The organism is Salinivibrio sp. IB643, assembly GCF_001996105.1.
Classification (GTDB): Bacteria; Pseudomonadota; Gammaproteobacteria; order Enterobacterales; family Vibrionaceae; genus Salinivibrio; species Salinivibrio costicola.
In genome coordinates this window covers 58,558-79,381 of sequence record NZ_MUFF01000010.1, presented here as the reverse complement: position 1 = coordinate 79,381, position 20,824 = coordinate 58,558, and the positions used below count along the sequence as shown (strand labels likewise).

Annotated in this window: 18 protein-coding genes and 1 other annotated feature; of the genes, 11 read left to right on the top strand and 7 right to left on the bottom strand. The window is 48.7% G+C overall.

Features of this window, described 5'->3' with window-relative positions; all coding sequences use genetic code 11:
• Positions 1–140 precede the first annotated feature (140 nt).
• Both BZG77_RS06945 and arcB read left to right on the top strand, forming a co-directional pair.
• Positions 141–1,934, top strand: coding sequence for a diguanylate cyclase domain-containing protein (locus tag BZG77_RS06945; protein WP_077646688.1), 1,794 nt, complete (start codon positions 141–143; stop codon positions 1,932–1,934).
• Positions 1,935–1,943: 9 nt separating this feature from the next.
• Complete coding sequence (gene arcB, locus BZG77_RS06940; RefSeq protein ID WP_077646687.1) at positions 1,944–4,316, top strand: aerobic respiration two-component sensor histidine kinase ArcB; 2,373 nt, start codon at positions 1,944–1,946, stop codon at positions 4,314–4,316.
• Positions 4,317–4,407: 91 nt separating this feature from the next.
• Here arcB and arcA read toward each other — a convergent pair whose 3' ends face one another.
• Positions 4,408–5,127, bottom strand: coding sequence for a two-component system response regulator ArcA (gene arcA / locus BZG77_RS06935; RefSeq protein ID WP_021022133.1), 720 nt, complete (start codon positions 5,125–5,127; stop codon positions 4,408–4,410).
• Positions 5,128–5,561: 434 nt separating this feature from the next.
• Here arcA and BZG77_RS06930 point away from each other — a divergent pair, with 434 nt between their 5' ends.
• Both BZG77_RS06930 and BZG77_RS06925 read left to right on the top strand, forming a co-directional pair.
• Complete coding sequence (locus BZG77_RS06930) at positions 5,562–5,984, top strand: DUF3293 domain-containing protein (protein ID WP_077646686.1); 423 nt, start codon at positions 5,562–5,564, stop codon at positions 5,982–5,984.
• Positions 5,985–6,020: 36 nt separating this feature from the next.
• Positions 6,021–6,503 (top strand): putative 4-hydroxy-4-methyl-2-oxoglutarate aldolase, encoded by a 483-nt coding sequence (locus BZG77_RS06925; RefSeq protein ID WP_077646685.1) that lies wholly within the window; start codon positions 6,021–6,023, stop codon positions 6,501–6,503.
• 1 nt (position 6,504) lies between these two features.
• Here BZG77_RS06925 and BZG77_RS06920 read toward each other — a convergent pair whose 3' ends face one another.
• Together BZG77_RS06920 and aceK are read right to left on the bottom strand one after the other, a co-directional pair.
• The gene (locus BZG77_RS06920) at positions 6,505–6,978 is read right to left on the bottom strand and encodes a hypothetical protein (RefSeq protein ID WP_198532396.1); all 474 of its coding nucleotides are present in this window, start codon (positions 6,976–6,978) and stop codon (positions 6,505–6,507) included.
• A gap of 108 nt (positions 6,979–7,086) precedes the next feature.
• Positions 7,087–8,826, bottom strand: a complete 1,740-nt coding sequence (gene aceK, locus BZG77_RS06915; RefSeq protein WP_077646692.1) for a bifunctional isocitrate dehydrogenase kinase/phosphatase — start codon at positions 8,824–8,826, stop codon at positions 7,087–7,089.
• Positions 8,827–8,990: 164 nt separating this feature from the next.
• Positions 8,991–9,108 (top strand) — a sequence feature (Thr leader region).
• 25 nt (positions 9,109–9,133) lie between these two features.
• Between aceK and thrA the strand changes: the two genes are divergently transcribed.
• From thrA to thrC, 3 genes are read left to right on the top strand one after another with little or no spacing between them, the layout of a single operon-like run.
• Entirely contained in the window at positions 9,134–11,593 is a 2,460-nt protein-coding gene (thrA, locus tag BZG77_RS06910) for a bifunctional aspartate kinase/homoserine dehydrogenase I (protein WP_077646683.1), read from the top strand.
• A 2-nt stretch (positions 11,594–11,595) separates the two neighbouring features.
• Positions 11,596–12,555 (top strand): homoserine kinase, encoded by a 960-nt coding sequence (gene thrB, locus BZG77_RS06905; RefSeq protein ID WP_077646682.1) that lies wholly within the window; start codon positions 11,596–11,598, stop codon positions 12,553–12,555.
• Positions 12,552–13,838 (top strand): threonine synthase, encoded by a 1,287-nt coding sequence (gene thrC / locus BZG77_RS06900; RefSeq protein ID WP_077646681.1) that lies wholly within the window; start codon positions 12,552–12,554, stop codon positions 13,836–13,838. The genes thrB and thrC overlap by 4 nt, the downstream gene beginning before the upstream one ends.
• Before the next feature lie 58 nt (positions 13,839–13,896).
• On the opposite strand, the gene grcA is transcribed toward thrC, so the two are convergent.
• Entirely contained in the window at positions 13,897–14,274 is a 378-nt protein-coding gene (grcA, locus tag BZG77_RS06895; protein ID WP_021022125.1) for an autonomous glycyl radical cofactor GrcA, read from the bottom strand.
• Between the two features lie 473 nt (positions 14,275–14,747).
• On the opposite strand from grcA, the gene BZG77_RS15130 reads away from it, so the two are divergent.
• Positions 14,748–14,873, top strand: a complete 126-nt coding sequence (locus tag BZG77_RS15130; RefSeq protein ID WP_269087434.1) for a hypothetical protein — start codon at positions 14,748–14,750, stop codon at positions 14,871–14,873.
• A gap of 53 nt (positions 14,874–14,926) precedes the next feature.
• Positions 14,927–15,628, top strand: a complete 702-nt coding sequence (gene ung / locus BZG77_RS06890) for a uracil-DNA glycosylase (protein ID WP_077646680.1) — start codon at positions 14,927–14,929, stop codon at positions 15,626–15,628.
• Between the two features lie 130 nt (positions 15,629–15,758).
• On the opposite strand, the gene BZG77_RS06885 is transcribed toward ung, so the two are convergent.
• On the bottom strand, positions 15,759–15,938 hold the full coding sequence (locus tag BZG77_RS06885; protein WP_077646679.1) for a DUF3545 family protein: 180 nt from the start codon (positions 15,936–15,938) through the stop codon (positions 15,759–15,761).
• Between the two features lie 239 nt (positions 15,939–16,177).
• Between BZG77_RS06885 and BZG77_RS06880 the strand changes: the two genes are divergently transcribed.
• Entirely contained in the window at positions 16,178–17,602 is a 1,425-nt protein-coding gene (locus BZG77_RS06880; RefSeq protein WP_241844118.1) for an alanine/glycine:cation symporter family protein, read from the top strand.
• A gap of 70 nt (positions 17,603–17,672) precedes the next feature.
• Entirely contained in the window at positions 17,673–18,446 is a 774-nt protein-coding gene (gene yaaA / locus BZG77_RS06875; protein ID WP_077646677.1) for a peroxide stress protein YaaA, read from the top strand.
• A 70-nt stretch (positions 18,447–18,516) separates the two neighbouring features.
• Here yaaA and serA read toward each other — a convergent pair whose 3' ends face one another.
• Complete coding sequence (gene serA, locus BZG77_RS06870) at positions 18,517–19,746, bottom strand: phosphoglycerate dehydrogenase (RefSeq protein WP_077646676.1); 1,230 nt, start codon at positions 19,744–19,746, stop codon at positions 18,517–18,519.
• Between the two features lie 353 nt (positions 19,747–20,099).
• Positions 20,100–20,759, bottom strand: coding sequence for a ribose-5-phosphate isomerase RpiA (gene rpiA / locus BZG77_RS06865; RefSeq protein ID WP_077646675.1), 660 nt, complete (start codon positions 20,757–20,759; stop codon positions 20,100–20,102).
• Between the last annotated feature and the right edge of the window lie 65 nt (positions 20,760–20,824).

The following is a 20,824-nucleotide window of genomic DNA, read 5'->3' as shown; positions in this document are numbered from 1 at the left end:
ACAGATTGATGTAATAAAATAACAGATGATATTTATAAAGCTGTGAACAGGGTAATCACGCCCCCAATGTAATGTGTGGCAGAATACGATGCGAGTGAAAACTGGATAGAACACATTAGGGACAAGGGCACAGGATCGGCATGGCGTTTTTTATTTTTTTGCTTGTTTTATTGGCCGGTGGCGTGCTGGGTTACGGATGGCGAGCGCGTCAAGAGACAGTGGCGCTATCTGACTGGCAGGTTTACATGGCCAGCTTGGAAACGCCGCATGCCATTGTGACTGCCGAACAGGGCGACATTTTATATGCCAATGCTGCATGCGTAGACACCTTTTCGCTGGTCGATAGCCAACAGCAATTTAAAACCGCTACCCCGCGACAGCAGCAAGCCGTTCAGGCATTCATTATGGCGCAGCCTTGGCCGCAACCTTTTTCTCATGTTGATGCGAAAGTCCGAGCGCCGGGGGCGAATCGGGTGCGTGTCAACGTGCAGTTATCGGGGTTACCGATTCGTTATCGAGGGAAGCGAGCATGGGTTGTCTCCTTATCATCGGCGAATCAGCGCACCCATTGGCAGCTTCATGAGCAAGAGCAAGGCGTACTCTTGAGCGTGATTAACTCGCTGGAGGAGTTGGTGTGCTTTCAAGATGTGGAAGGGAATGTGGTCGGCACCAATGCGGCATTTGATCGTTTTTGGCAAGGCCGTGAGCAAGAAGCCATTGTTTGGCAAGCGGATCAGCCGCTGACGCAGCCTCAAACTGAACGGACATGGGCGACACAACATAATGATGAAAGCTGTTTATTAGAGACCAATATCACCGCACTTAAAAATGATAAACAGGCAATCATTGGTACCTTGTGTATCAGCCACGATGTGACCAACTGGCACCAGATGCAAGAGCGATTACAAAAAGAAGCGCAACAGCGCCAATCCGTTGAGCAGGTCTTAGAGCAACGTAGTCATTTACTCAGTGCGATTTTTAAATCGAGTATCGATCCGATTGGGATCTATGACCAAGACTACTATCACTTAGCTTGCAACCAAGCTTATGCTGATGCATTAGGCACGACGATCGAGGTGTTGGAAAACACCCCTGCGCAGAAAGTGGTCGATCCTGCTCTCTTCGATCAACACCGACAGCGTGATCAACAAGTATTGGATACGGGTGAAACCATGACTTATGAGGATGTCATTCTTGGTCAGTCAGGCGAGCAAACCTGGTATGAGGTGGCAAAATCACGCATTCAAGATCCGGTGACGGGCGATCCTGCCATTTTGCTGATGGCACGGGATATTACCGAAAGAAAAGACACGCAACAGCAGCTTGCCGACGCTATTATGGCTTTGCAAGCACTCAGTTTTGTCGACAGCCTCACCCAAGTGGCGAATCGACGTAGTTTAGATGAACAGCTGAGCAAACTGTGGCGTTCACAAGCGCGTGAAGGCACGCCACTTGCCTTTATCCTCTGTGATATCGATCATTTTAAACTGTACAATGATCACTGTGGTCATCAACAAGGTGACTGGGCGTTACAAAAAGTGGCAAACGCATTGACCTCAGCCGTTCACCGGCCGCTTGATGTGGTGGCGCGTTATGGCGGCGAAGAGTTTGCCATTGTATTGCCGCAAACCGAACTGAACGGCGCTATCCAGGTTGCCGAGACTGCACGCGAGCGGGTGCTATCGGCAGACATTGCTCATCATCAGGCAGTGAGTACCGGTAAAATTACTATCAGCCTTGGCGTTGCTTGTGTGACACCCTCCGCGGATGGTGATTACGGTGATTTAATCCAGCAAGCGGATCGCGCTTTATATCAAGCTAAACGCAACGGTCGAAATCAAGTGAGTGTAGTGAAAGGCATGCCGACATTACACGGATCAAGCCCTCGACGCGCCTCGGTCGCCGAATCGACTTACCTAGAATCTAGCGGTTAATCATCCTTTATGAAACAACTTAAAGTCCTCGCACAATATTATGTCGATTTACTGGTTAAACTCGGGATTGTGCGCTTTAGTATGCTGCTCGCCTTAGCCTTAGTAGCGCTGGCGGTTGTGGTACAAGTGGGCATCACGCTGGTGCTTGAAGGCACGGTCCAGAATATCGACATTATTCGTTCTGTATTTTTTGGTCTAATCATCACTCCCTGGGCGGTCTATTTTTTGTCAGTGGTGGTGGATCAACTGGAAGAGTCTCGTCAACGTTTATCCAAGCTCGTCTCAAAACTTGAAGAAATGCGCGCGCGCGATATGCGTTTAAACCGTCAATTAACCGAGAACATTGAGCAGCTCAACTTAGAGATAGAAGAAAGAGAAAAAGCTGAGGAAGCGCGGCAACAGGCGATTAAAGATCTGGAAAATGAAGTTTATCAGCGTGAAAAAGCCCAGTTAGAATTGGCTGAGCAAACCGCGTTACTGCGATCATTTATCGATGCCTCGCCCGATTTAATTTATTACCGCAATGCCCAGGGCCAGTTTTCCGGTTGCAATCGCGCAATGGAAGAGCTCACCGGTTACGATGAGAAAACCCTAAAGGGCATGACGCCTTGGGATGTTTATCGTGAAGATATTGCTGAAAAAGTGGTTGAAACGGACCAGCAAGTTTTTGATGCCAATGTCTCGATTACCTATGAACAATGGCTGGAATATCAAGATGGTCGAAAAGCCTATTTTGAGTTGCGAAAAGTTCCTTTCTTTTCACGAGACGGGCGACATCTAGGATTACTCGGCTTTGGACGCGAAATCACCGAGCGTAAGCGTTACCAAGACGCGCTAGAAAAAGCGAGTCGAGAAAAGACAGCGTTTATTTCGACCATTAGTCATGAACTTCGTACCCCGTTGAATGGCATTGTGGGGCTCAGTCAAATACTGCTCGACTCTCAATTAGACGATAAACAGCGTAATTACTTACGCACCATTTACGTTAGTGCCATCACGCTAGGTAACATTTTTAATGATATTATCGATTTAGATAAATCCGATCGAAAACGTTTGTCATTGCATCCTACCAGCATCGATCTGCGCGAGTTTGTGACCGAGATTGATAATATATCGACATTGATGGCGGAGCAAAAAGGCCTACGTTTTGAACTCGAGCGGGTCACAGACTTGCCCGAGTACGTTGCAGTGGATGCGACCCGTTTACGGCAAATTCTTTGGAACCTAGTGGGGAATGCGGTCAAGTTTACCAAGCAAGGTTGTGTGATTATCACGGTCAGTGCTGAGGTTGATCACGATACTGCTCATCTGTGTTTTGATGTTGAAGACAGTGGTATTGGGATCCCTGCGGATGAGCAAGATAAGATCTTTGCAATGTACTATCAGGTAAAACAAGCCGGTGAAAACCTGCATGCCGTGGGCACTGGGATTGGCTTAGCCGTTTCGCGTAAACTGGCGCGTTTGATGGGTGGCGATATCAGCCTCGACAGTGAAGAAGGTCAAGGCAGTACGTTTACACTTACGGTGAGTGTGCCACTGAGTGAACCCAATGAAGAACAGATGCCTTCCCCTGCGCTGATAAATAATGCGTTACGTATTTTGCTTGTCGAAGACATTGAACTAAATATCACCGTCGCCACCAGCTTGCTTGAAAGCCTGGGTCATGACGTCACCGTTGCTCGCGACGGGCAAGCCGCGCTTGATGCTTTTGTGCCTGGCGCGTTTGATCTCGTCTTACTCGACATTCAGTTACCGGATATGACCGGGTTTGATGTCGCCGCGACATGGCGACAGCATCACGCACATTTACCGCCCTTGGTTGCTCTGACGGCCAATGTGATCAACGATAAAAACAGCTACTTAATGCAAGGTATGGACGATGCTATCAGTAAACCCATTAGTGTCTCAGCCCTCAATCACGTGATTTCGCATCATGCTTTGGCCGGTGAGGCGGTATCTGCGCGGACTGCTGAATCTGAACCTCAGACGCAAGCGGCGCGGCCAGTGGCGAATGAGCAAGCTGAGCGCTTATTGGATATGGACATGCTCACCGGATACGTCGAGCTGGTGGGAATTAAGCCTGTACGCCAAAGTATCGAAATGTTTGAAGCAACCATGCCAGACTATATCGCGATCTTAGACTCGAACATGACCGCACGCGATCAAGACGGCATTGTTTCAGAAGCCCATAAAATTAAAGGCGCCGCGGGGTCGGTGGGGTTAAAACACATCCAAAAAGTCGCGCAAAAAGCCCAATCGCCTGATTTACCGGCATGGTGGGAAAACATTGCTGATTGGATCGATGAAATAAAAGCGGGTTACCCGCACGATTTAGCGGTATTAAAAGCCTGGTTAGATGAGCAAAGCGACACTCACCGTTAACTTGATAAGATCAAAAAAAGGCGCCTTAGATTGGGCGCCTTTTGCCTGTACAAACGGTAGTTTTCACCGACTATCGGCTTGGCGTTGACACTTACTGCTCTTCAATCTCGCCGCAGAAGCGATAGCCTTCACCGTGAATGGTGGCAATAATCTCGGGTGTGTCGCTGTGCGATTCAAAGTGCTTACGGATCCGGCGAATGGTGACATCAACCGTACGATCATGCGGTTTCAAATCGCGGCCGGTCATTTTCTTCAGCAGTTCAGCACGGGTCTGGATCTTGCCAGGGTTTTCACAGAAGTGAAGCAATGCACGGAACTCAGAACGAGGCAGTTTGAAGGTTTCTCCCTCAGGATTGATCAGTGAACGGCTGTTAATATCTAACGTCCAACCATTGAAGGTATAAACATCAACATTACGTTTCTCTTCACTCCCGTTCACACTGCTTAACGCACGCGTGAGCAGGTTACGGGCACGGATAGTCAGTTCACGGGGATTAAACGGTTTGGTGATATAATCATCTGCACCGATCTCTAACCCAAGGATTTTATCAACTTCGTTATCTCGCCCGGTCAGGAACATCAGTGCCATATCCCCTTGTTCACGCAGTTCACGCGCCAGGAGTAGGCCATTTTTACCAGGCAGGTTGATATCCATGATCACCAGGTGAACGTGGTGGTTTGACAGGATTTGATGCATTTCGTCGCCATCGCTGGCTTCAAACACATTGTAACCTTCGGCTTCAAAGATGCTTTTCAGCGTGTTACGTGTGACCTGTTCGTCTTCTACAATCAGAATTTGCGGGGTTTGCATTGGCGATACCTAATATCTAAATAGAATCCGGTTATATTCCACAGTCTAGACCGACTAGCCTGTGAAAAAAATTTACAAAATGCGAGGAATGTCTACCGCGAACCTCGCAACTAACATATGGCACGCCATCCATAGAGAAGTGTTCGTCGATGCTAGACAACGCACCGTGTGTTCCAGCTTGAGACGGGGGCATGGCGGACTTGATTCAACGCCAAGCCGAGCACTGTGCTATCCATTAATTATTGCCAATTGTATTCATTTAACAGCACGCTAACAATATATTAGGATGAAGGTTGATGATTTTTTTCATCCTTTATTGACCCCAATCAAAAGTATGTTACGTGTCAGTTAGTACCAACCATCCGTTTAACTTCATGAATAATCGTGCATAATTAACAATTAAGCATAGTATTAGTAGCCAATGGATGTAAATAATGTGTGATCAAAATACGCAGCAAGATTTGTGGAAAACTTACCAATCGATCGCTTTTCATGCCCCTCAAGCGCCCGATGCAGCTGCATTTGCTATTCTTACCGCATTTAATCCACGCAGCCAACCTTTATCTGACAATGAGAATTACTTACGTAATGAGCGGCTTGCCAAGGCGATGACGCAGGCCGGTCTCCGTTATTGGCCGATGAATGGTGGCGCACCGGATGGAAGTTGGTTTGAACCTGGTTTTGCGGTCGCGATTGCGTCATCGGATGCCGTGGCCTTGGCGAAAACTTGGGAGCAAAACGCGATTTACTGGGTTGAAAACGATACATTATGGTTGTTGCCTGCCTTAATGACAGACTTTACGCCACAATCACTTAACGTGCGTTTTTCTTCCTTGTTGGTGGCGGCAAAGGCGTAAACGACTCACCCTATTAATACTAAGGAGAAAGATATCATGGACGATAAACTGCCTGACTTATGTGACCAACACCCTGACGCGGTGCAATGGGTTCCGATGCAATGGTTTGACTATGGGGGAAAACGTGGCTTTGAAGGTCGAGTGCGAACGGTGCGTTGCTATCGCGATAACTCGAAAGTGAAGGCGTTATTGGCGTCGCCCGGTGATGGGCAGGTGTTGGTTGTTGACGGTTCAGGTGCCATGGATAGAGCTTTGTTAGGCGACTTAATTGGACAAAGTGCGGTCGATAACCATTGGGCGGGTATTGTGATTGCCGGGCCCGTGCGTGATGCGGCCACCTTATCCACCTTACCGCTGGGCATAAAAGCACTGGGAGTGTGTCCAATTAAAACGCACAAATACGGTCAAGGTGAGGTTGATGTGGCGATTACGCTTGCGGGGATCACCCTGACAGCGGGGGATTATCTGTATGCAGACCAAAATGGTGTAATCGTGTGCACCAATCCGCTAAACACGTGAATCAAAAACTTAGCCCTACCCCGAGTTGATAGATAGATTCGGGGGCGGCGTCGGCATCAAACTCAACATCTAGTCCGGCATTGACGCCAAAAGCGTCGCTAAATTGGTAGCGACTGCTGACGCCCCATTGATCAATTAAGGCGTTATCATTGTCATGGCTAATTTGGCTCGACACACGTAGCTTGTCGGTAAAATGATAATCAATGCCGCTGAGTAAACCATGCGCGCTGGTCGATTGCGCAGTCTCGCTTTTTAACTGTGTTCCTATGTAGACAGAGACATTCTGTAGTGGATAGCGATAGCCTGATTGGACCGTCCAACTGTCAAAGCCTTGGCTCGCCGAGGGAATAGACTGAATTAAAAAATTCTCTGATGCCAATTCAGGTGCGGTGTTCCACGTGGGTTTTTCAGCCCACGCGGGTGTCGCCACGACGTGTAGGGCGAGGGCCAACCATCCTAGTTGTTTTACGCTCACATCCTTTGCCTCTTAGCTTTTGATTAACGCTGAGCTCGGTGGGCTCTTGTTTGTTCGCTATCGTGAGTGTAGACAAAAAAACGTTTTGTAGCCCATGATCTGTGACGATCAAGCGGGTTTTATTGCCATCTGTGTATGACTCAGGCGGTTTTCATCGTTGTATGGGCGTACATCGTGAAAATGCCCCGCTTTTACTTGACGTTGCAGTTGTTGCCAATAGGCCGCCTCAAATAGCTCAGGATGAAGACGATCAAACTCTTTTGCCACCGTTCGGTTAACCAGTAAAAAGGTACGAAATTCCTCGGGGAATACATCGTTCTCTCCCACGCTGTACCATGGCTCAGCCGATAATTCGTCTTCAGGGTAGCGCGGCGGAGGAATACGGCGGAAGTTAACCTCGGTTAAATACGCGATTTCATCGTAATCATAAAAAATCACCCGATTGTGGCGACTGACACCAAAGTTTTTAAACAGCATATCGCCGGCAAAGATATTGGCGGCGGCCAGTTCTTTTAATGCATCGCCATATTCTTGTACCGCCTGGGAAATCGCCTCGGGTGCCGCTTGCTCTAAATAGATATTAAGTGGGATCATTCGCCGCTCCATGTATAGGTGGCGAATCCGTACTTCGCTGTCGGTCACCGTGATGCAAGACGGCGCCACCGCGAGCAGTTCGTCGATTAATGCGTCACTAAACCGATCGCGAGGGAAAATAAAATGACGGTATTCTTGGGTGTCGGCCATACGACCAACACGGTCATGCTCTTTGACCAGCCGGTATTTCTCCCGCACTTGGGCATGGGTCATTTGTTTTTGCGGTGCGAACTTATCTTTGATGATTTTAAACACAAACTCGTATGAGGGGAGGGTGAATACAGACATCACCATGCCTTTTACGCCGGGGGCGATATCAAATAAATCGTCTGAGTTTTCCAGGTGATGAAGAAACTCACGGTATAACTCTGTCTTACCATGCTTTTGACATCCGATGGCGGTGTAGAGCTCTGCGGGCGTTTTATTGGGCATGAGCTGATTGAGAAAGTCGACTAAAGCGGCAGGTACCGGCGCGTAAACCATAAAGTAGGAGCGAGCGAAGCCGAATACGATACTGACGTCATCACTGTCGGTAATGCAGGCATCAATATAGAGCTCACCGTGATCAGAAATCGCGAGCGGCAATACCAGCGGTCGGCGTTGATTGGCCATATCTAGCCTGCCAATCAGATACGCGCCTTTATTGCGGAAAAATGGCTGACGGACCATCTCAAGGGTGAAGCTCATTGTGAGCTGGGGGCCAAAGCGCGCCTGGAGGATTTGGGTTATTCGCTTAAGATCACCGGTTTTATCTCGCCAAGGTAGGGTAAACGGTGTGCTATCTAGCATTCGTTCTAGCGTGGCATAAATGCCTGCTTGAGATTGAAACCGCCGAAGTAGTGGCGTGGGGTACTTAGGAATTCGTCCCCCTTGAGCGCTTTGCACAAACAATTTGTCACGACGAATATTCCGATGCTCAAAGATCCGGCAGTAGACAGAGTTAAAAAAACTCTCAGCGATATCGTAGCGCGGGTAATCATCGAGCAACCGGATATAGGCCGCTTTTACCGCCATCAAAAACGAGCGAGTGGCGTGTTCTTTCCCAAGCATCGCGCGGAGCTGTTGGCTGACTAAGCCAACATGGTGGTCATAAAATTGAATACGCGTTTTAAGTGCAAGCTGCACGCTTTGCCAATTTTGTTGTTCAAAGCGTTCTTGTGCGCCCGATGTCACATCGAGAAAGCGACCGTACATGGCATCCGAGCCTTGTAAGATGGTGTTTGCAACCAGCTGCGCCATGGCGTCCTGTGTCATTTTCGCTCCTTTCCGTGAACGTTTTTCCCTCGGTTCAAGCTCGCAGAGTTTTGCTGAAAAAGCAATCGGCATCACTTTTTTGTTGACCTTGGCAGCATGATTCGATACACCTAAGGGGAACTCAACAAAATAAATGATAAACGCAACACACATGCAACTAACGATCAGCACCTTGACCACCACAACCACCATTATTACTGGCACACTTCGTGTTGGTGCGGGCTGATACGCACAGAATTTCCAAAAAAAGCCCGTACCTTCCCAGGTACGGGCTTTTTTTTATCTTAAAGAGAGAGGTCCCAAAAGGATGCGAGTTTTAAAATTTGGTGGTACATCGTTGGCCAATGCCGAACGATTTAGCCGCGCTGCCGATATTATTTTGAGTAATCAAGGACAAAGTGATGTCTCTGCGGTTTTGTCCGCGCCTGCTAAAGTCACCAACATTTTGGTCTCAGTGGTCGACAACACGGTTAAACATAGTGAGGCAGAGCTGCCACTTAAAGAGTTAGAAAGCCTTTTTACCGATCTTTTTCATGGGCTTGCCGAGTGTCAACCCAACCTTGAAACTCAACCTCTATTTGACAAATTAACCCGTAGCCTCGGACAGCTTCGTCAATATGTGCATGGCATGAGCCTGCTCGGTTTGTGTCCCGATAGCACCTATGCGCGCGTGGTAAGCAAAGGGGAACGTTTGTCGGTAGCGGCTATGCATGCGCTCTTAGAAGCTCGTGGCTATGCCGTGTTTGATATTGACCCCGTTAATTATTTTGCTGCGTCGGGCAGTTATTTAAGTGCCGAAGTGGATATCGAAGCGTCATCGCAGCGATTTAAACAATCTCCGATCCCGGCGCAACATATCGGGCTGATGCCAGGCTTTATGGCCGGAAATGAAAACGGTGAGCTGGTTACGTTAGGGCGAAATGGCTCTGATTACTCGGCTGCTGTGCTGGCTGCGTGTGTGCGCGCCCAATGTTGTGAGATCTGGACTGATGTTGATGGCGTTTACAACTGTGATCCACGTCTAGTGCCTGATGCACGCTTGCTAAAATCACTGAGCTACCAAGAGGCGATGGAGCTGTCTTATTTTGGGGCCAAAGTTCTCCACCCTAAAACCATTGCGCCGATTGCCCGGTTCCATATTCCTTGCCTCATCAAAAATACCGCCAACCCGCAAGGTGCAGGCACCCTCATTGGTGATGATAGTGGCGAGGATAAGCTGCCAATTAAAGGTATCACAACCTTAAGTGACTTGAGCATGGTGAACCTGTCAGGTCCGGGCATGAAAGGGATGGTGGGGATGGCATCACGTGTGTTTGGCGCCATGTCGTCGGCTGGGGTATCGGTTGTTCTTATCACTCAATCATCCTCTGAGTACAGCATTAGCTTTTGTATTCAAAACCAAGATAAAACCAAAGCAGAAAAAGCACTGAGTATCCACTTTGAGCTCGAGTTAAAAGACGGCTTGCTCGAGCCGGTTGAGTTTATCGATGATCTTTCAATTGTTTCCTTGGTGGGTGATGGTATGCGCACATCAAAAGGGGTCGCATCGCGCTTTTTCACCTCTCTGGCGGAAGTGAATGTCAATATTGTTGCCATCGCTCAAGGCTCATCAGAGCGTGCAATTTCGGCTGTTGTTCCCTCAGAACGGGTATCCGAGGCGGTCAAAGCCTGTCACGAAAACTTATTTAATAGCCAGCACCATTTGGATGTCTTCATTGTTGGGGTCGGTGGGGTCGGCGGCGAGCTCATCGAGCAAATTCGTCGTCAGCAGGCCAAGCTTCGTCAGCAAGGGATTGTGATGCGTGTGTGTGGGTTGGCCAATAGCAAGGGCATGTGGCTGAACAGCCAAGGCATTGATCTGGATACCTGGCGCGATGATTTACCCAACCATCTTTCCGACTTCAGTTTGGCCGGCATGATCCAGTTAGTGCAGCGTAATCACATTATTAACCCAGTGCTGATCGACTGCACCTCGAGCCAACAAGTCGCTGACCAATATACGGCGTTTTTACAGGCGGGGTTCCATGTGATCACGCCGAACAAAAAAGCCAATACCAGTAGCCTTGCGTATTACCACCAGCTGCGTCAGGCGGCGCGTGCAACCCATCGTAAGTTTATGTACGAGACCACGGTTGGTGCTGGCTTACCTGTGATCGAAAACTTGCAAAACCTGATTGCAGCCGGGGATGAACTGTCACGCTTTTCCGGTATTTTATCCGGTTCACTGTCTCACATCTTTGGCAAACTAGATGAAGGGGCAAGTTTTAGTGAAGCTACCAACGTGGCGCGAGAAAACGGCTTTACCGAGCCGGATCCACGGGATGACTTGTCCGGGATGGACGTGGCGCGCAAGCTTCTTATCTTAGCTCGAGAGGCTGGCATGGAGCTTGAACTCGATGACGTCAACGTGGAGCCGGCCTTACCGCCAGGCTTTGATCAATCCGGTGACGTCGACAGCTTTATGGCTCGGCTTCCTGAAGCGGATGCTTATTTTAAGCAATGGTCGGAGCAGGCTGCGCAAGAAGGGAAAGTATTGCGTTATATTGGTGGGATTGAGAACGGCCAGTGCTTTGTGAAAATTCAAGCTGTCGCCAGTGATGATCCAATGAATAAAATCAAAGACGGCGAAAACGCATTGGCATTCTACAGCCGCTACTATCAGCCAATTCCGTTAGTTCTGCGCGGTTACGGCGCAGGGACTGCCGTAACCGCGGCGGGGGTGTTTGCGGATCTGATGCGAACACTCGGCTGGAAATTGGGAGTATAACCATGGCGGTACGTGTTTATGCGCCAGCATCGATTGGTAATGTCAGTGTTGGCTTTGATGTGTTGGGTGCCGCAGTTAGCCCTATCGACGGCAGTTTACTTGGCGATGTGGTTGAAGTAGCTGATGGGGGAAAAACGCCTTTTTCATTGCGCTGCCAAGGCCGCTTTACCGATAAGTTACCGCCGGATGAGCAAGATAACATTGTGTACAAAGCTTACCTGGCATACGCCGCAGCCTTGCAGGCGAATAATCAGCCGGTCAAACCTGTCGCTATGGTATTGGAAAAGAATATGCCGATCGGGTCGGGGCTGGGATCTAGCGCCTGTTCGATTGTGGCCGCTTTGGATGCGTTAAACCGCTTTCACGATCATGCGTTAGATGAAACCACCATGCTGGCGCTAATGGGAGAGATGGAGGCATCCATTTCAGGCAGCCTTCATTATGATAATGTCGCGCCCTGTTACCTCGGTGGGTTACAGCTCATGCTCGAAAGCCAAGGCGTGATCAGTCAAGCGGTGCCGCACTTTGAAAACTGGTATTGGGTCATGGCCTATCCTGGTATCAAGGTATCGACGGCAGAGGCCCGTACTATTTTACCCGCGCAATATCGCCGTCAGGATGTGATCGCACACGGCCGTTATCTCGGTGGTTTTATTCATGCGTGTCACACCCAACAACCTAAACTGGCGGCCAGTTTAATATGTGATGTGATTGCTGAACCTTACCGACAAAAATTACTCCCTGGTTTTGCTGAAGCACGGGCGTACGCGGCAAACTGTGGGGCATTGGCTACGGGAATATCCGGTTCAGGACCCACCCTGTTTAGTATCTGTGACGATCAACAGGTTGCTGAGCGTTTGGCGCAATGGCTGCGCGAGCAGTATGTACAAAATAACGATGGCTTTGTTCATGTATGTCGCATTGATGGACAAGGCGCAAAAGAAATAGGAAGTCATGCATGAAGCTTTACAACATAAAAGATCACAGCGAAGTCGTTTCGTTTTCTCAAGCGGTTCAGCAAGGGTTAGGACGTGGACAAGGGCTGTTCTTTCCCGATGCTTTGCCACAGTTTGATGACATGGATGCACTGCTTGCCATGCCATTGGTTGAGCGCAGTGCCGAGATCTTGTCGGCACTGATTGGCGAGGAGTTGCCCAAAAGTCATGTGCGTGAGCTGGTCAGCGAAGCGTTTAATTTTGACGCTCCGCTTAAGCAAGTGGGCGAACATATTCATGCGCTCGAGCTTTTTCATGGGCCGACATTGGCGTTTAAAGACTTCGGCGGCCGTTTTATGGCGCAGTCAATTGCAGCGGTGTCTGATGGTAAAAAGATCACTATCTTGACTGCAACGTCCGGGGATACAGGGGCCGCGGTTGCTCACGCCTTTTATGGGATCGACAATATTGATGTGGTGATCTTATACCCAAAAGGCAAAATCAGCCCACTGCAGGAAAAGCTCTTTTGTACCCTCGGCGGCAATATCCATACTGTTGCCATTAATGGCGACTTTGATGACTGCCAAAGCCTCGTTAAACAAGCCTTTGATGATAACGAACTGCGACAGACGATAGGGCTTAACTCGGCGAATTCGATCAATATCAGCCGTTTGATGGCACAAATCTGTTACTACTTTGAAGCGGTCGCCCAAGTACCCAAGCACAAACGCGATCAATTGGTCATGGCCGTGCCGAGTGGTAACTTTGGCAACCTGACGGCCGGGTTACTGGCTAAAGCGATGGGGTTACCGATTAAACGGTTTATTGCCGGAACCAATGCCAATGACACGGTACCGCGTTATTTGCAATCCGGTCAGTGGGCACCGCATCAAACCGTGGCAACCTTGTCAAATGCGATGGATGTGAGTCAGCCGAATAATTGGCCCCGTATTGAAGAGCTGTTTCGCCGTCAGCAATGGCCGTTAGCTGAGCTCGCCTCTGGGTGGGCAGACGATGAAGAAACGGCAGAGAGCTTACGCGCGTTGGCTCAAGCCGGCTATTTATGTGAACCTCATGGGGCAATTGCTTACCGGTTACTTGAGCAGCAACTTGAAGATGGAGAAGAAGGGATCTTTTTATGTACGGCCCATCCGGCGAAGTTTAAAGAGTCGGTTGATGCCATTTTAGAAAAAGATATTCCCTTGCCCGGTCCGTTAGCCAAGCATGCGCAGATGGCACTGTTATCTAGCGAGCAAGACGCTGATTTTACCGCTTTAAGGGCGTATTTACTTCGATTGGCAAACGCGTAATAAAAAAAAGCCCGCTCTCTACGTAGCGGGCTTTTTATTGGGTGTATTCGACCTTTGTTTATAGCGAGCTAGTAAAGGTGCGAGTAATCACATCACGTTGCTGCTCAGGTGTTAGCGAGTTAAAACGGACGGCATACCCTGATACGCGAATGGTCAGTTGCGGATATTTCTCTGGATGCTTGGCGGCATCTTCCAACGTTTCGCGCTTCAGTACATTAACGTTGAGGTGCTGGCCGCCTTCGTTAACGGCTTGGGTTTCGATTTCGACTTCGCGATAGTCAAACTCACCCAAAGAAGACAAAGCAACTTCTTGGTCTGCTTCAAAGCCCTGTTTTGCACAAACACAACGAGCTTGGTCTGCGTCTTTATTGATCAACCAGATAGAATTAATAAGGTCATCATTGGCCGCTGAGGTTACTTGAATGCCGGTGATCATGGCCTATCCCCTTTATTGATAGTGACTTTAATGATGTAAGATTTCATCATTTTGAGCCCTTATGTATACGCCTTTTTCGATGTATATATATTGATTTAGGTCAACTTATGACCATTTCCAGGGGGCGGGTATTTATCTTGCATCAACATAAGTTCATTTATTTCAGTTATGTAGCACGTATTTAAGTGCAATAAAAACCTATTCGTATTAAATAACCTATCTATGTTGTTATTTTATTACAAATGAAAGTTTTTATGCGCTCATTGACTGCGCGGACTGGCTTTGTCAGGTTTTGTCTGTGTGCAATCGAGAAGCAACATTGCACCACTGGTGCGCAACGACGTAGGTGTGAGTTAGCGGGTTTGTTTTAATTACATGATTATTATGGAATTAAAAGGTTGGCATTAATCTTTCATAAGCAATATGGCCTGAATAAAGAGGCGACACTTTTGTAGCGAGATAAGGAGCGACTTATGACTCAGCCAATCACGACCATGCCCCGTACTAGCTTGCCAACGCCAAACCGTGCAGTTCAAGGCCGCTGCCAGCGTCACTATCACGCCCACACCGAGCGAACAAAAGATCGGACTCCCCACTGATTTTAAGCGGCTGCCTCGTTAAAATAGCGCCGGTGTGATGATAAGGAGCAACCATGACTCAGGCGCAAACGTGGCAGCAGGTGCTGGCCGAGGAAAAACAACACGCGTATTTTCGCGATACCTTAGCGTATGTCGACGGTGAAAGAGCCAAGGGCGTTCCGATCTTTCCCCCAAAAGACGATGTGTTTAATGCTTTTCGATTCACCGAGCTTGGTGATGTAAAGGTGGTGATCTTGGGTCAAGATCCCTATCACGGACCGAACCAAGCACATGGACTGAGCTTTTCGGTACGGCCAGGGGTAAAAACACCGCCTTCATTGGTCAATATTTATAAAGAGCTTGCGACTGACATTGACGGTTTTAAGATCCCCTCCCACGGTTACTTACAAAGCTGGGCGCAACAGGGTGTGTTACTTCTCAATACGGTGCTGACCGTGGAGCAGGGTAAAGCGCATTCACATGCTAAGTTAGGTTGGGAAACATTGACTGATCGCGTGATCGATGCGGTGAATTCGCAACGCGAAGGCGTTGTTTTTTTACTGTGGGGGGCACATGCACAAAAAAAAGGCAAAGCCATTGACCGTGATCGCCACCATGTATTGACGGCGCCTCATCCCTCACCGCTTTCAGCTCATCGTGGTTTTTTTGGTTGTAAACACTTTTCACAAACCAATGCATATTTGCTCGAGCAGGGAAGCAATCCGATTGATTGGCAACCGCGTTTAGATGACGAGACAGCGGATAAGCATGGATGAACGGTGAAGCGCTAGCCGATAAATAGACGCTAAGCGGACAGATGAGCGTTAAGCGGACGGATCAGCGTCGGATTGAAGATAAAAAAGGTGCTCATTGAGCACCTTTTAGTCATTTTATGTTGAGGGTGAGTTAATCGAGGTCCAGTTGAGAGAAATCGCCAAAAATATCGATGTCTTCCAATTCTTTTTTTAGCCGCTGTTTATCTTTCAGCGCTTCAATTTCTCTCCACTTACGTTTGGCTGGTTTTGCGCGTCCATTGCGCCGTGGTGGGTCTTGCTCAAACATATCGTTAAAGGCAATGTTTTCCATAGTCACCTCTTTTCACCTTGCGGTTAGTTTTTTTGATACCACACTCGCCCTAACATAAAATTGAACTATTTCTCATTTGTGGCAGTGAGATGAAGTTTTTATGAGATTGCGCTCACTGATTTTCCAAATCAGTGACGATTCACTCAACAGCGGCGAGTTTAAATTGACCTCGGTAGCCGTTCACGCGAAGATTGCGCGCCATATAATCATTCCTTTTTAATATGACGAGGGACAGTCAATTGAGCCTACTCACTTTTATCAATGATCTGATTTGGGGCTCGGTACTCATTTATGTGCTCATTGGCGGAGGTATCTTTTTCTCGCTGACGTTGGGCGGTATCCAATTTCGTCATTTCTCGCATATGTTCTCTGTTATGCGTCATAGCCGCCGCCATGACCACGGTAGCATTTCCTCTTTTCAAGCCCTTTGTACGGGACTCGCGGCGCGCGTGGGCACGGGTAACATGGCCGGTGTGGCGGTGGCATTGTCGTTAGGTGGGCCGGGTGCCATTTTTTGGATGTGGCTGATGGCATTTCTTGGTATGGCAACGGCCTTTGCCGAAAGTACCTTGGCGCAAGTGTATAAGGTACAAGATCCCGACGGTTATTTTCGCGGTGGGCCGGCTTATTATATGGAGCATGGCCTTGGCATGCGTTGGATGGGGATCCTTTTTTCTATTTTACTCATTCTCGCCTTCGGGTTGGTATTCAACTCGGTCCAAGCCAATTCTATTTCGCAAGCGGCTCAAGTGGCGTTTGGCTGGCCTCCTGTATACGTAGGCGCAGGATTGGTGCTGGTCAGTGGGTTGATTATTTATGGCGGTCTGCGACAGATAGCCCGAACCGCAGAAGTCGTCGTCCCAGTGATGGCGCTGCTATACCTTTCGCTGTCCTTGTATGTGGTGATCATGCACCTTGAGCAGGTGCCAGCCGTCTTTATGCTGGTGATAAAAAGCGCGTTTGGTTTACATGAGGCGGCATCCGGCGCGTTGGGTTATACCTTGGCGCAAGGCATGATCCAAGGGATTAAACGTGGCTTGTTTTCGAATGAGGCCGGGATGGGATCTGCCCCGAACGCGGCAGCGTCAGCGACGCCTTATCCGCCACATCCTGTCTCTCAAGGCTATGTGCAAATGCTCGGGGTTTTTGTCGATACTTTGGTGATTTGTACCGCAACTGTGGCGATCATTCTTCTGTCTGGAGAGTATATTCCCGGGGGGGAAGTGACGGGGGTTGAATTAACACAGCGGGCACTGAGTGCACAAGTTGGTGGTTGGGGAGAACAATTCGTTGCTGTGGCGATTTTTTTCTTTGCATTCACCTCGATTATTGCCAATTACTCGTATGCTGAAACCAATCTACTTTTTATCAATGGCCGCTGGCGTCCGGCACTCCCTTATTTTCGTGCGCTCGTTTTAGGTATGGTCATGTTTGGTGCATTGGCGGAGCTACCGCTTGTTTGGACGCTGGCAGACGCATCCATGGGGATGATGGCGCTCGTCAATATGATCGCGATTTTATTGCTGTCGGGAATAGTGAAACGTCTCGCGGCCGACTATCACACACAACGTTCGTTAGGGCGGGTGCCTGTGTTTGATAGTCGCCGGTTTCCTGAGTTACATAGCCAATTAGATGAAAAAGCGTGGCCGCTTCCTAAGCGCTAGGGGCAACGGTGTTTTTTTTACACCGGAATGATAGGCTTAGCGATAGACAGACAACAAAGGGGTTAGCAAAATGCTGATTGTGGTTTCTCCGGCAAAAACGCTGGATTATGAGTCACCGTTACCAACCGAACGATACACAAAGCCGCAGTTCACTCCGCATTCAGAGGCGTTGATAGCGGTATGCCGTCAACTGACGCCTGCCGATATCGGCTCATTGATGAAGGTGAGTGATAAAATTGCTAGCCTGAACGCGGTACGCTTTGCTGAGTGGTCACCGACATTTACACCTGACAATGCTCGCCCTGCAGCCTTGGCGTTTAAAGGGGATGTCTATACAGGCTTGGATGCAAATTCGATGTCAGAGCAGGACTTTGACTGGGCACAAGCGCATTTTCGCATGCTTTCTGGCCTTTATGGCCTATTGCGTCCGCTTGATTTGATGCAACCTTATCGCCTGGAAATGGGCACCAAGTTAGCGACGCCGCGTGGCGATAACTTGTACCAGTTTTGGGGCGATATCATCACAGATGCACTCAACGAGACGTTAGCGACGCAAGACAATCCGCTACTGGTCAATCTCGCCTCCAATGAATATTTTAAAGTGGTCAACAAGAAAAAACTCGCAGGTGATATTATCACGCCCGTCTTTAAAGACTGCAAAAATGGGCAGTACAAGGTGATCAGTTTCTACGCGAAAAAAGCCCGTGGGATGATGGCGCGTTATCTGATTGATCAACGAGCGACATCCGTGACAGATATTAAAGGGTTTGATGTTGCTGGTTACTACTTCAGTGAAGAACTGTCTAAAGGTAATGAGTTGGTATTTCTGCGCGATGAGCAGTAAAGACAAGACTGTGAGTAGTAAAAAAGCCCCAATCGGGGCTTTTTTTGATCGACGCTACTGGCGCGTCATCTCAGTGTAAGATACGTGCACGTATGGTACCTTCAATGGCTTTGAGTTTTTTCAATGCTTTATCCGCTTGCTCCATCTCCACATCAATGACCACATAACCAATCTGTGCCGACGTTTGTAGATACTGAGCGGCAATGTTAATGCCCTCATCGGCAAAGGTGGTATTAATTTTGGTGAGCACACCCGGGCGGTTGGCATGAATGTGCAGCAAGCGTGAGCGACCTTGATGCTCAGGCAATGACACTTCAGGGAAATTAACACACGATAGTGTCGACCCGTTGTCCGAGTATTTGATTAATTTTCCTGCCACTTCAAGGCCAATATTTTCTTGGGCTTCATGGGTCGAGCCGCCAATATGTGGCGTGAGTAACGCATTATCAAAGGCCTGCAGCGGTGAACTGAACGCTTCTTTATTGGTTTTTGGTTCCACAGGAAAGACATCGATAGCGGCCCCTGCGAGGTGCTGACTTTCTAAAACGCCGCAGAGCGCGTCAATATCAACCACGGTCCCTCGTGAAGCATTAATAAAGATTGCACCCGGCTTCATGCGTGCGAACGCGTCGGCATCAATCATATTTTGTGTGCTTGCGGTTTCTGGAACATGCAAAGAAACAATATCACTGCGATTCAGTAACTCTGTTAGCGAGTTAACTTGAATGGCATTACCGAGTGAAAGCTTGTTGTCGACATCATAGTAATAGACTCGCATCCCGAGGTTTTCGGCCAAAATACTGAGCTGAGTACCAATGTGGCCATAGCCAATGATCCCAAGCACTTTGCCGCGCGCCTCGTAAGAACGTTCAGCCGATTTTAACCATTCGCCACGGTGAGCCTTGGCGTTTTTCTCAGGAATGCCGCGTAGTAGCAATAAAATTTCACCCAGTACTAGCTCGGCGACGCTGCGAGTATTTGAGAAGGGCGCGTTGAAAACCGGGATACCGCGTTTCGCGGCGGCATCGAGATCAACTTGATTGGTCCCGATACAAAAGCATCCGACAGCCACCAGTTTTTTGGCCTGCTTAAAAACAGCTTCGGTGAGCTGGGTACGTGAGCGTAACCCAACAAAATGCGCGTCTTTGATCGCGGTTTCAAGGTCTTCACCAGTGAGTGAGCCTTTGTGATACTCGATATTGGTGTAACCCGCTTGTTTGAATGATTCAACGGCTGTGGGGTGGACGCCTTCGAGCAGTAAAATTTTTATCTTATTCTTGTCCAATGAATAGTGTGACATGTGGGCTGTTCTCTTCCTTAGAAACAATAGTGGGTCGCAATGTTGCGCCTGAACGCCGGGGGGTATCGTCACCCTTTCCCCTAGATTTCTGGTGAAGACAGTGCAATGGGTGACGTGGTCAGTAGCCTGATCTTTTTACGCCAAGTCGCACATGGGCCTGCGATGAACCGGTATCAGAACAGTGACCAAGATAACAAAAATTTATATAAGGGGTAAGAATTATCCGTTCTATGCCATAAAAAAAGCACCTTTAAAAAGGTGCTTTTAACTTATTGATTACATTGAGCGCAAACGGTTGGTTTTTAATGCTGCTAATGGGCGGGTATAAGCCGTTGAACTGCAGGGTTATGCGTTTATTCTGCCGCTTTTTTCACCCCGGAATCGGTGCCGGTTAGGACGATATCGGCACCGCGGTTGGCAAATAAGCCTACAGTCACCACGCCCGGGATCCCATTAATGGTATCTTCGAGACCTTTAGGATCCTGAATCTTGAGGTTATGAACATCCAGGATAACATTGCCGTTATCAGTCACCACGCCTTGACGATAGCAAGGATCACCGCCCAGCTTGACAAGCTCTCGTGCCACGTAAGAGCGGGCCATTGGGATGACTTCGACAGGGAGCGGGAACTCGCCAAGCACATCGACGTGTTTGGTATCATCGATAATACAGATAAATTTATCGGCAATGGCGGCAACAATTTTCTCGCGCGTCAATGCGGCGCCGCCGCCTTTAATCATATGATTGCGCTTATTGATTTCGTCCGCACCGTCAACATAGATATCGAGGTGGCCCACTTCGTTGGCATCAAAGACTTCAATCCCTAGCGCTTTTAAGCGCTCGGTCGACGCGTCTGAGCTTGATACCGCCCCTTTAATTTTTTCTTTCATTGGCTCAAGGGCATCAATAAAGTAATTCACTGTCGAGCCGGTGCCAACGCCAATAATACTGCCTGGCTTAACATACTCTACCGCCGCTTCACCGGTGGCTTTTTTCTTTTCGTCCTGGGTCATGGTAACTCCTGCGTAACGGGGAATAAGGCGTGATTATAGCGAAGCCAAATCGTGGCGTCAGGCTA

What these genes read in the sequence shown, in the direction of transcription:
- grcA (WP_021022125.1), bottom strand. Translation starts at nt 14,274, where the DNA reads ATGATCACCGGCATTCAAGTAACCTCAGCGGCCAATGATGACCTTATT.
- BZG77_RS06930 (WP_077646686.1), top strand. Translation starts at nt 5,562, where the DNA reads ATGTGTGATCAAAATACGCAGCAAGATTTGTGGAAAACTTACCAATCG.
- BZG77_RS15130 (WP_269087434.1), top strand. Translation starts at nt 14,748, where the DNA reads ATGACTCAGCCAATCACGACCATGCCCCGTACTAGCTTGCCAACGCCA.
- arcB (WP_077646687.1), top strand. Translation starts at nt 1,944, where the DNA reads ATGAAACAACTTAAAGTCCTCGCACAATATTATGTCGATTTACTGGTT.
- aceK (WP_077646692.1), bottom strand. Translation starts at nt 8,826, where the DNA reads ATGACACAGGACGCCATGGCGCAGCTGGTTGCAAACACCATCTTACAA.
- arcA (WP_021022133.1), bottom strand. Translation starts at nt 5,127, where the DNA reads ATGCAAACCCCGCAAATTCTGATTGTAGAAGACGAACAGGTCACACGT.
- BZG77_RS06925 (WP_077646685.1), top strand. Translation starts at nt 6,021, where the DNA reads ATGGACGATAAACTGCCTGACTTATGTGACCAACACCCTGACGCGGTG.
- thrB (WP_077646682.1), top strand. Translation starts at nt 11,596, where the DNA reads ATGGCGGTACGTGTTTATGCGCCAGCATCGATTGGTAATGTCAGTGTT.
- serA (WP_077646676.1), bottom strand. Translation starts at nt 19,746, where the DNA reads ATGTCACACTATTCATTGGACAAGAATAAGATAAAAATTTTACTGCTC.
- ung (WP_077646680.1), top strand. Translation starts at nt 14,927, where the DNA reads ATGACTCAGGCGCAAACGTGGCAGCAGGTGCTGGCCGAGGAAAAACAA.
- thrC (WP_077646681.1), top strand. Translation starts at nt 12,552, where the DNA reads ATGAAGCTTTACAACATAAAAGATCACAGCGAAGTCGTTTCGTTTTCT.
- BZG77_RS06885 (WP_077646679.1), bottom strand. Translation starts at nt 15,938, where the DNA reads ATGGAAAACATTGCCTTTAACGATATGTTTGAGCAAGACCCACCACGG.
- thrA (WP_077646683.1), top strand. Translation starts at nt 9,134, where the DNA reads ATGCGAGTTTTAAAATTTGGTGGTACATCGTTGGCCAATGCCGAACGA.
- yaaA (WP_077646677.1), top strand. Translation starts at nt 17,673, where the DNA reads ATGCTGATTGTGGTTTCTCCGGCAAAAACGCTGGATTATGAGTCACCG.
- rpiA (WP_077646675.1), bottom strand. Translation starts at nt 20,759, where the DNA reads ATGACCCAGGACGAAAAGAAAAAAGCCACCGGTGAAGCGGCGGTAGAG.
- BZG77_RS06945 (WP_077646688.1), top strand. Translation starts at nt 141, where the DNA reads ATGGCGTTTTTTATTTTTTTGCTTGTTTTATTGGCCGGTGGCGTGCTG.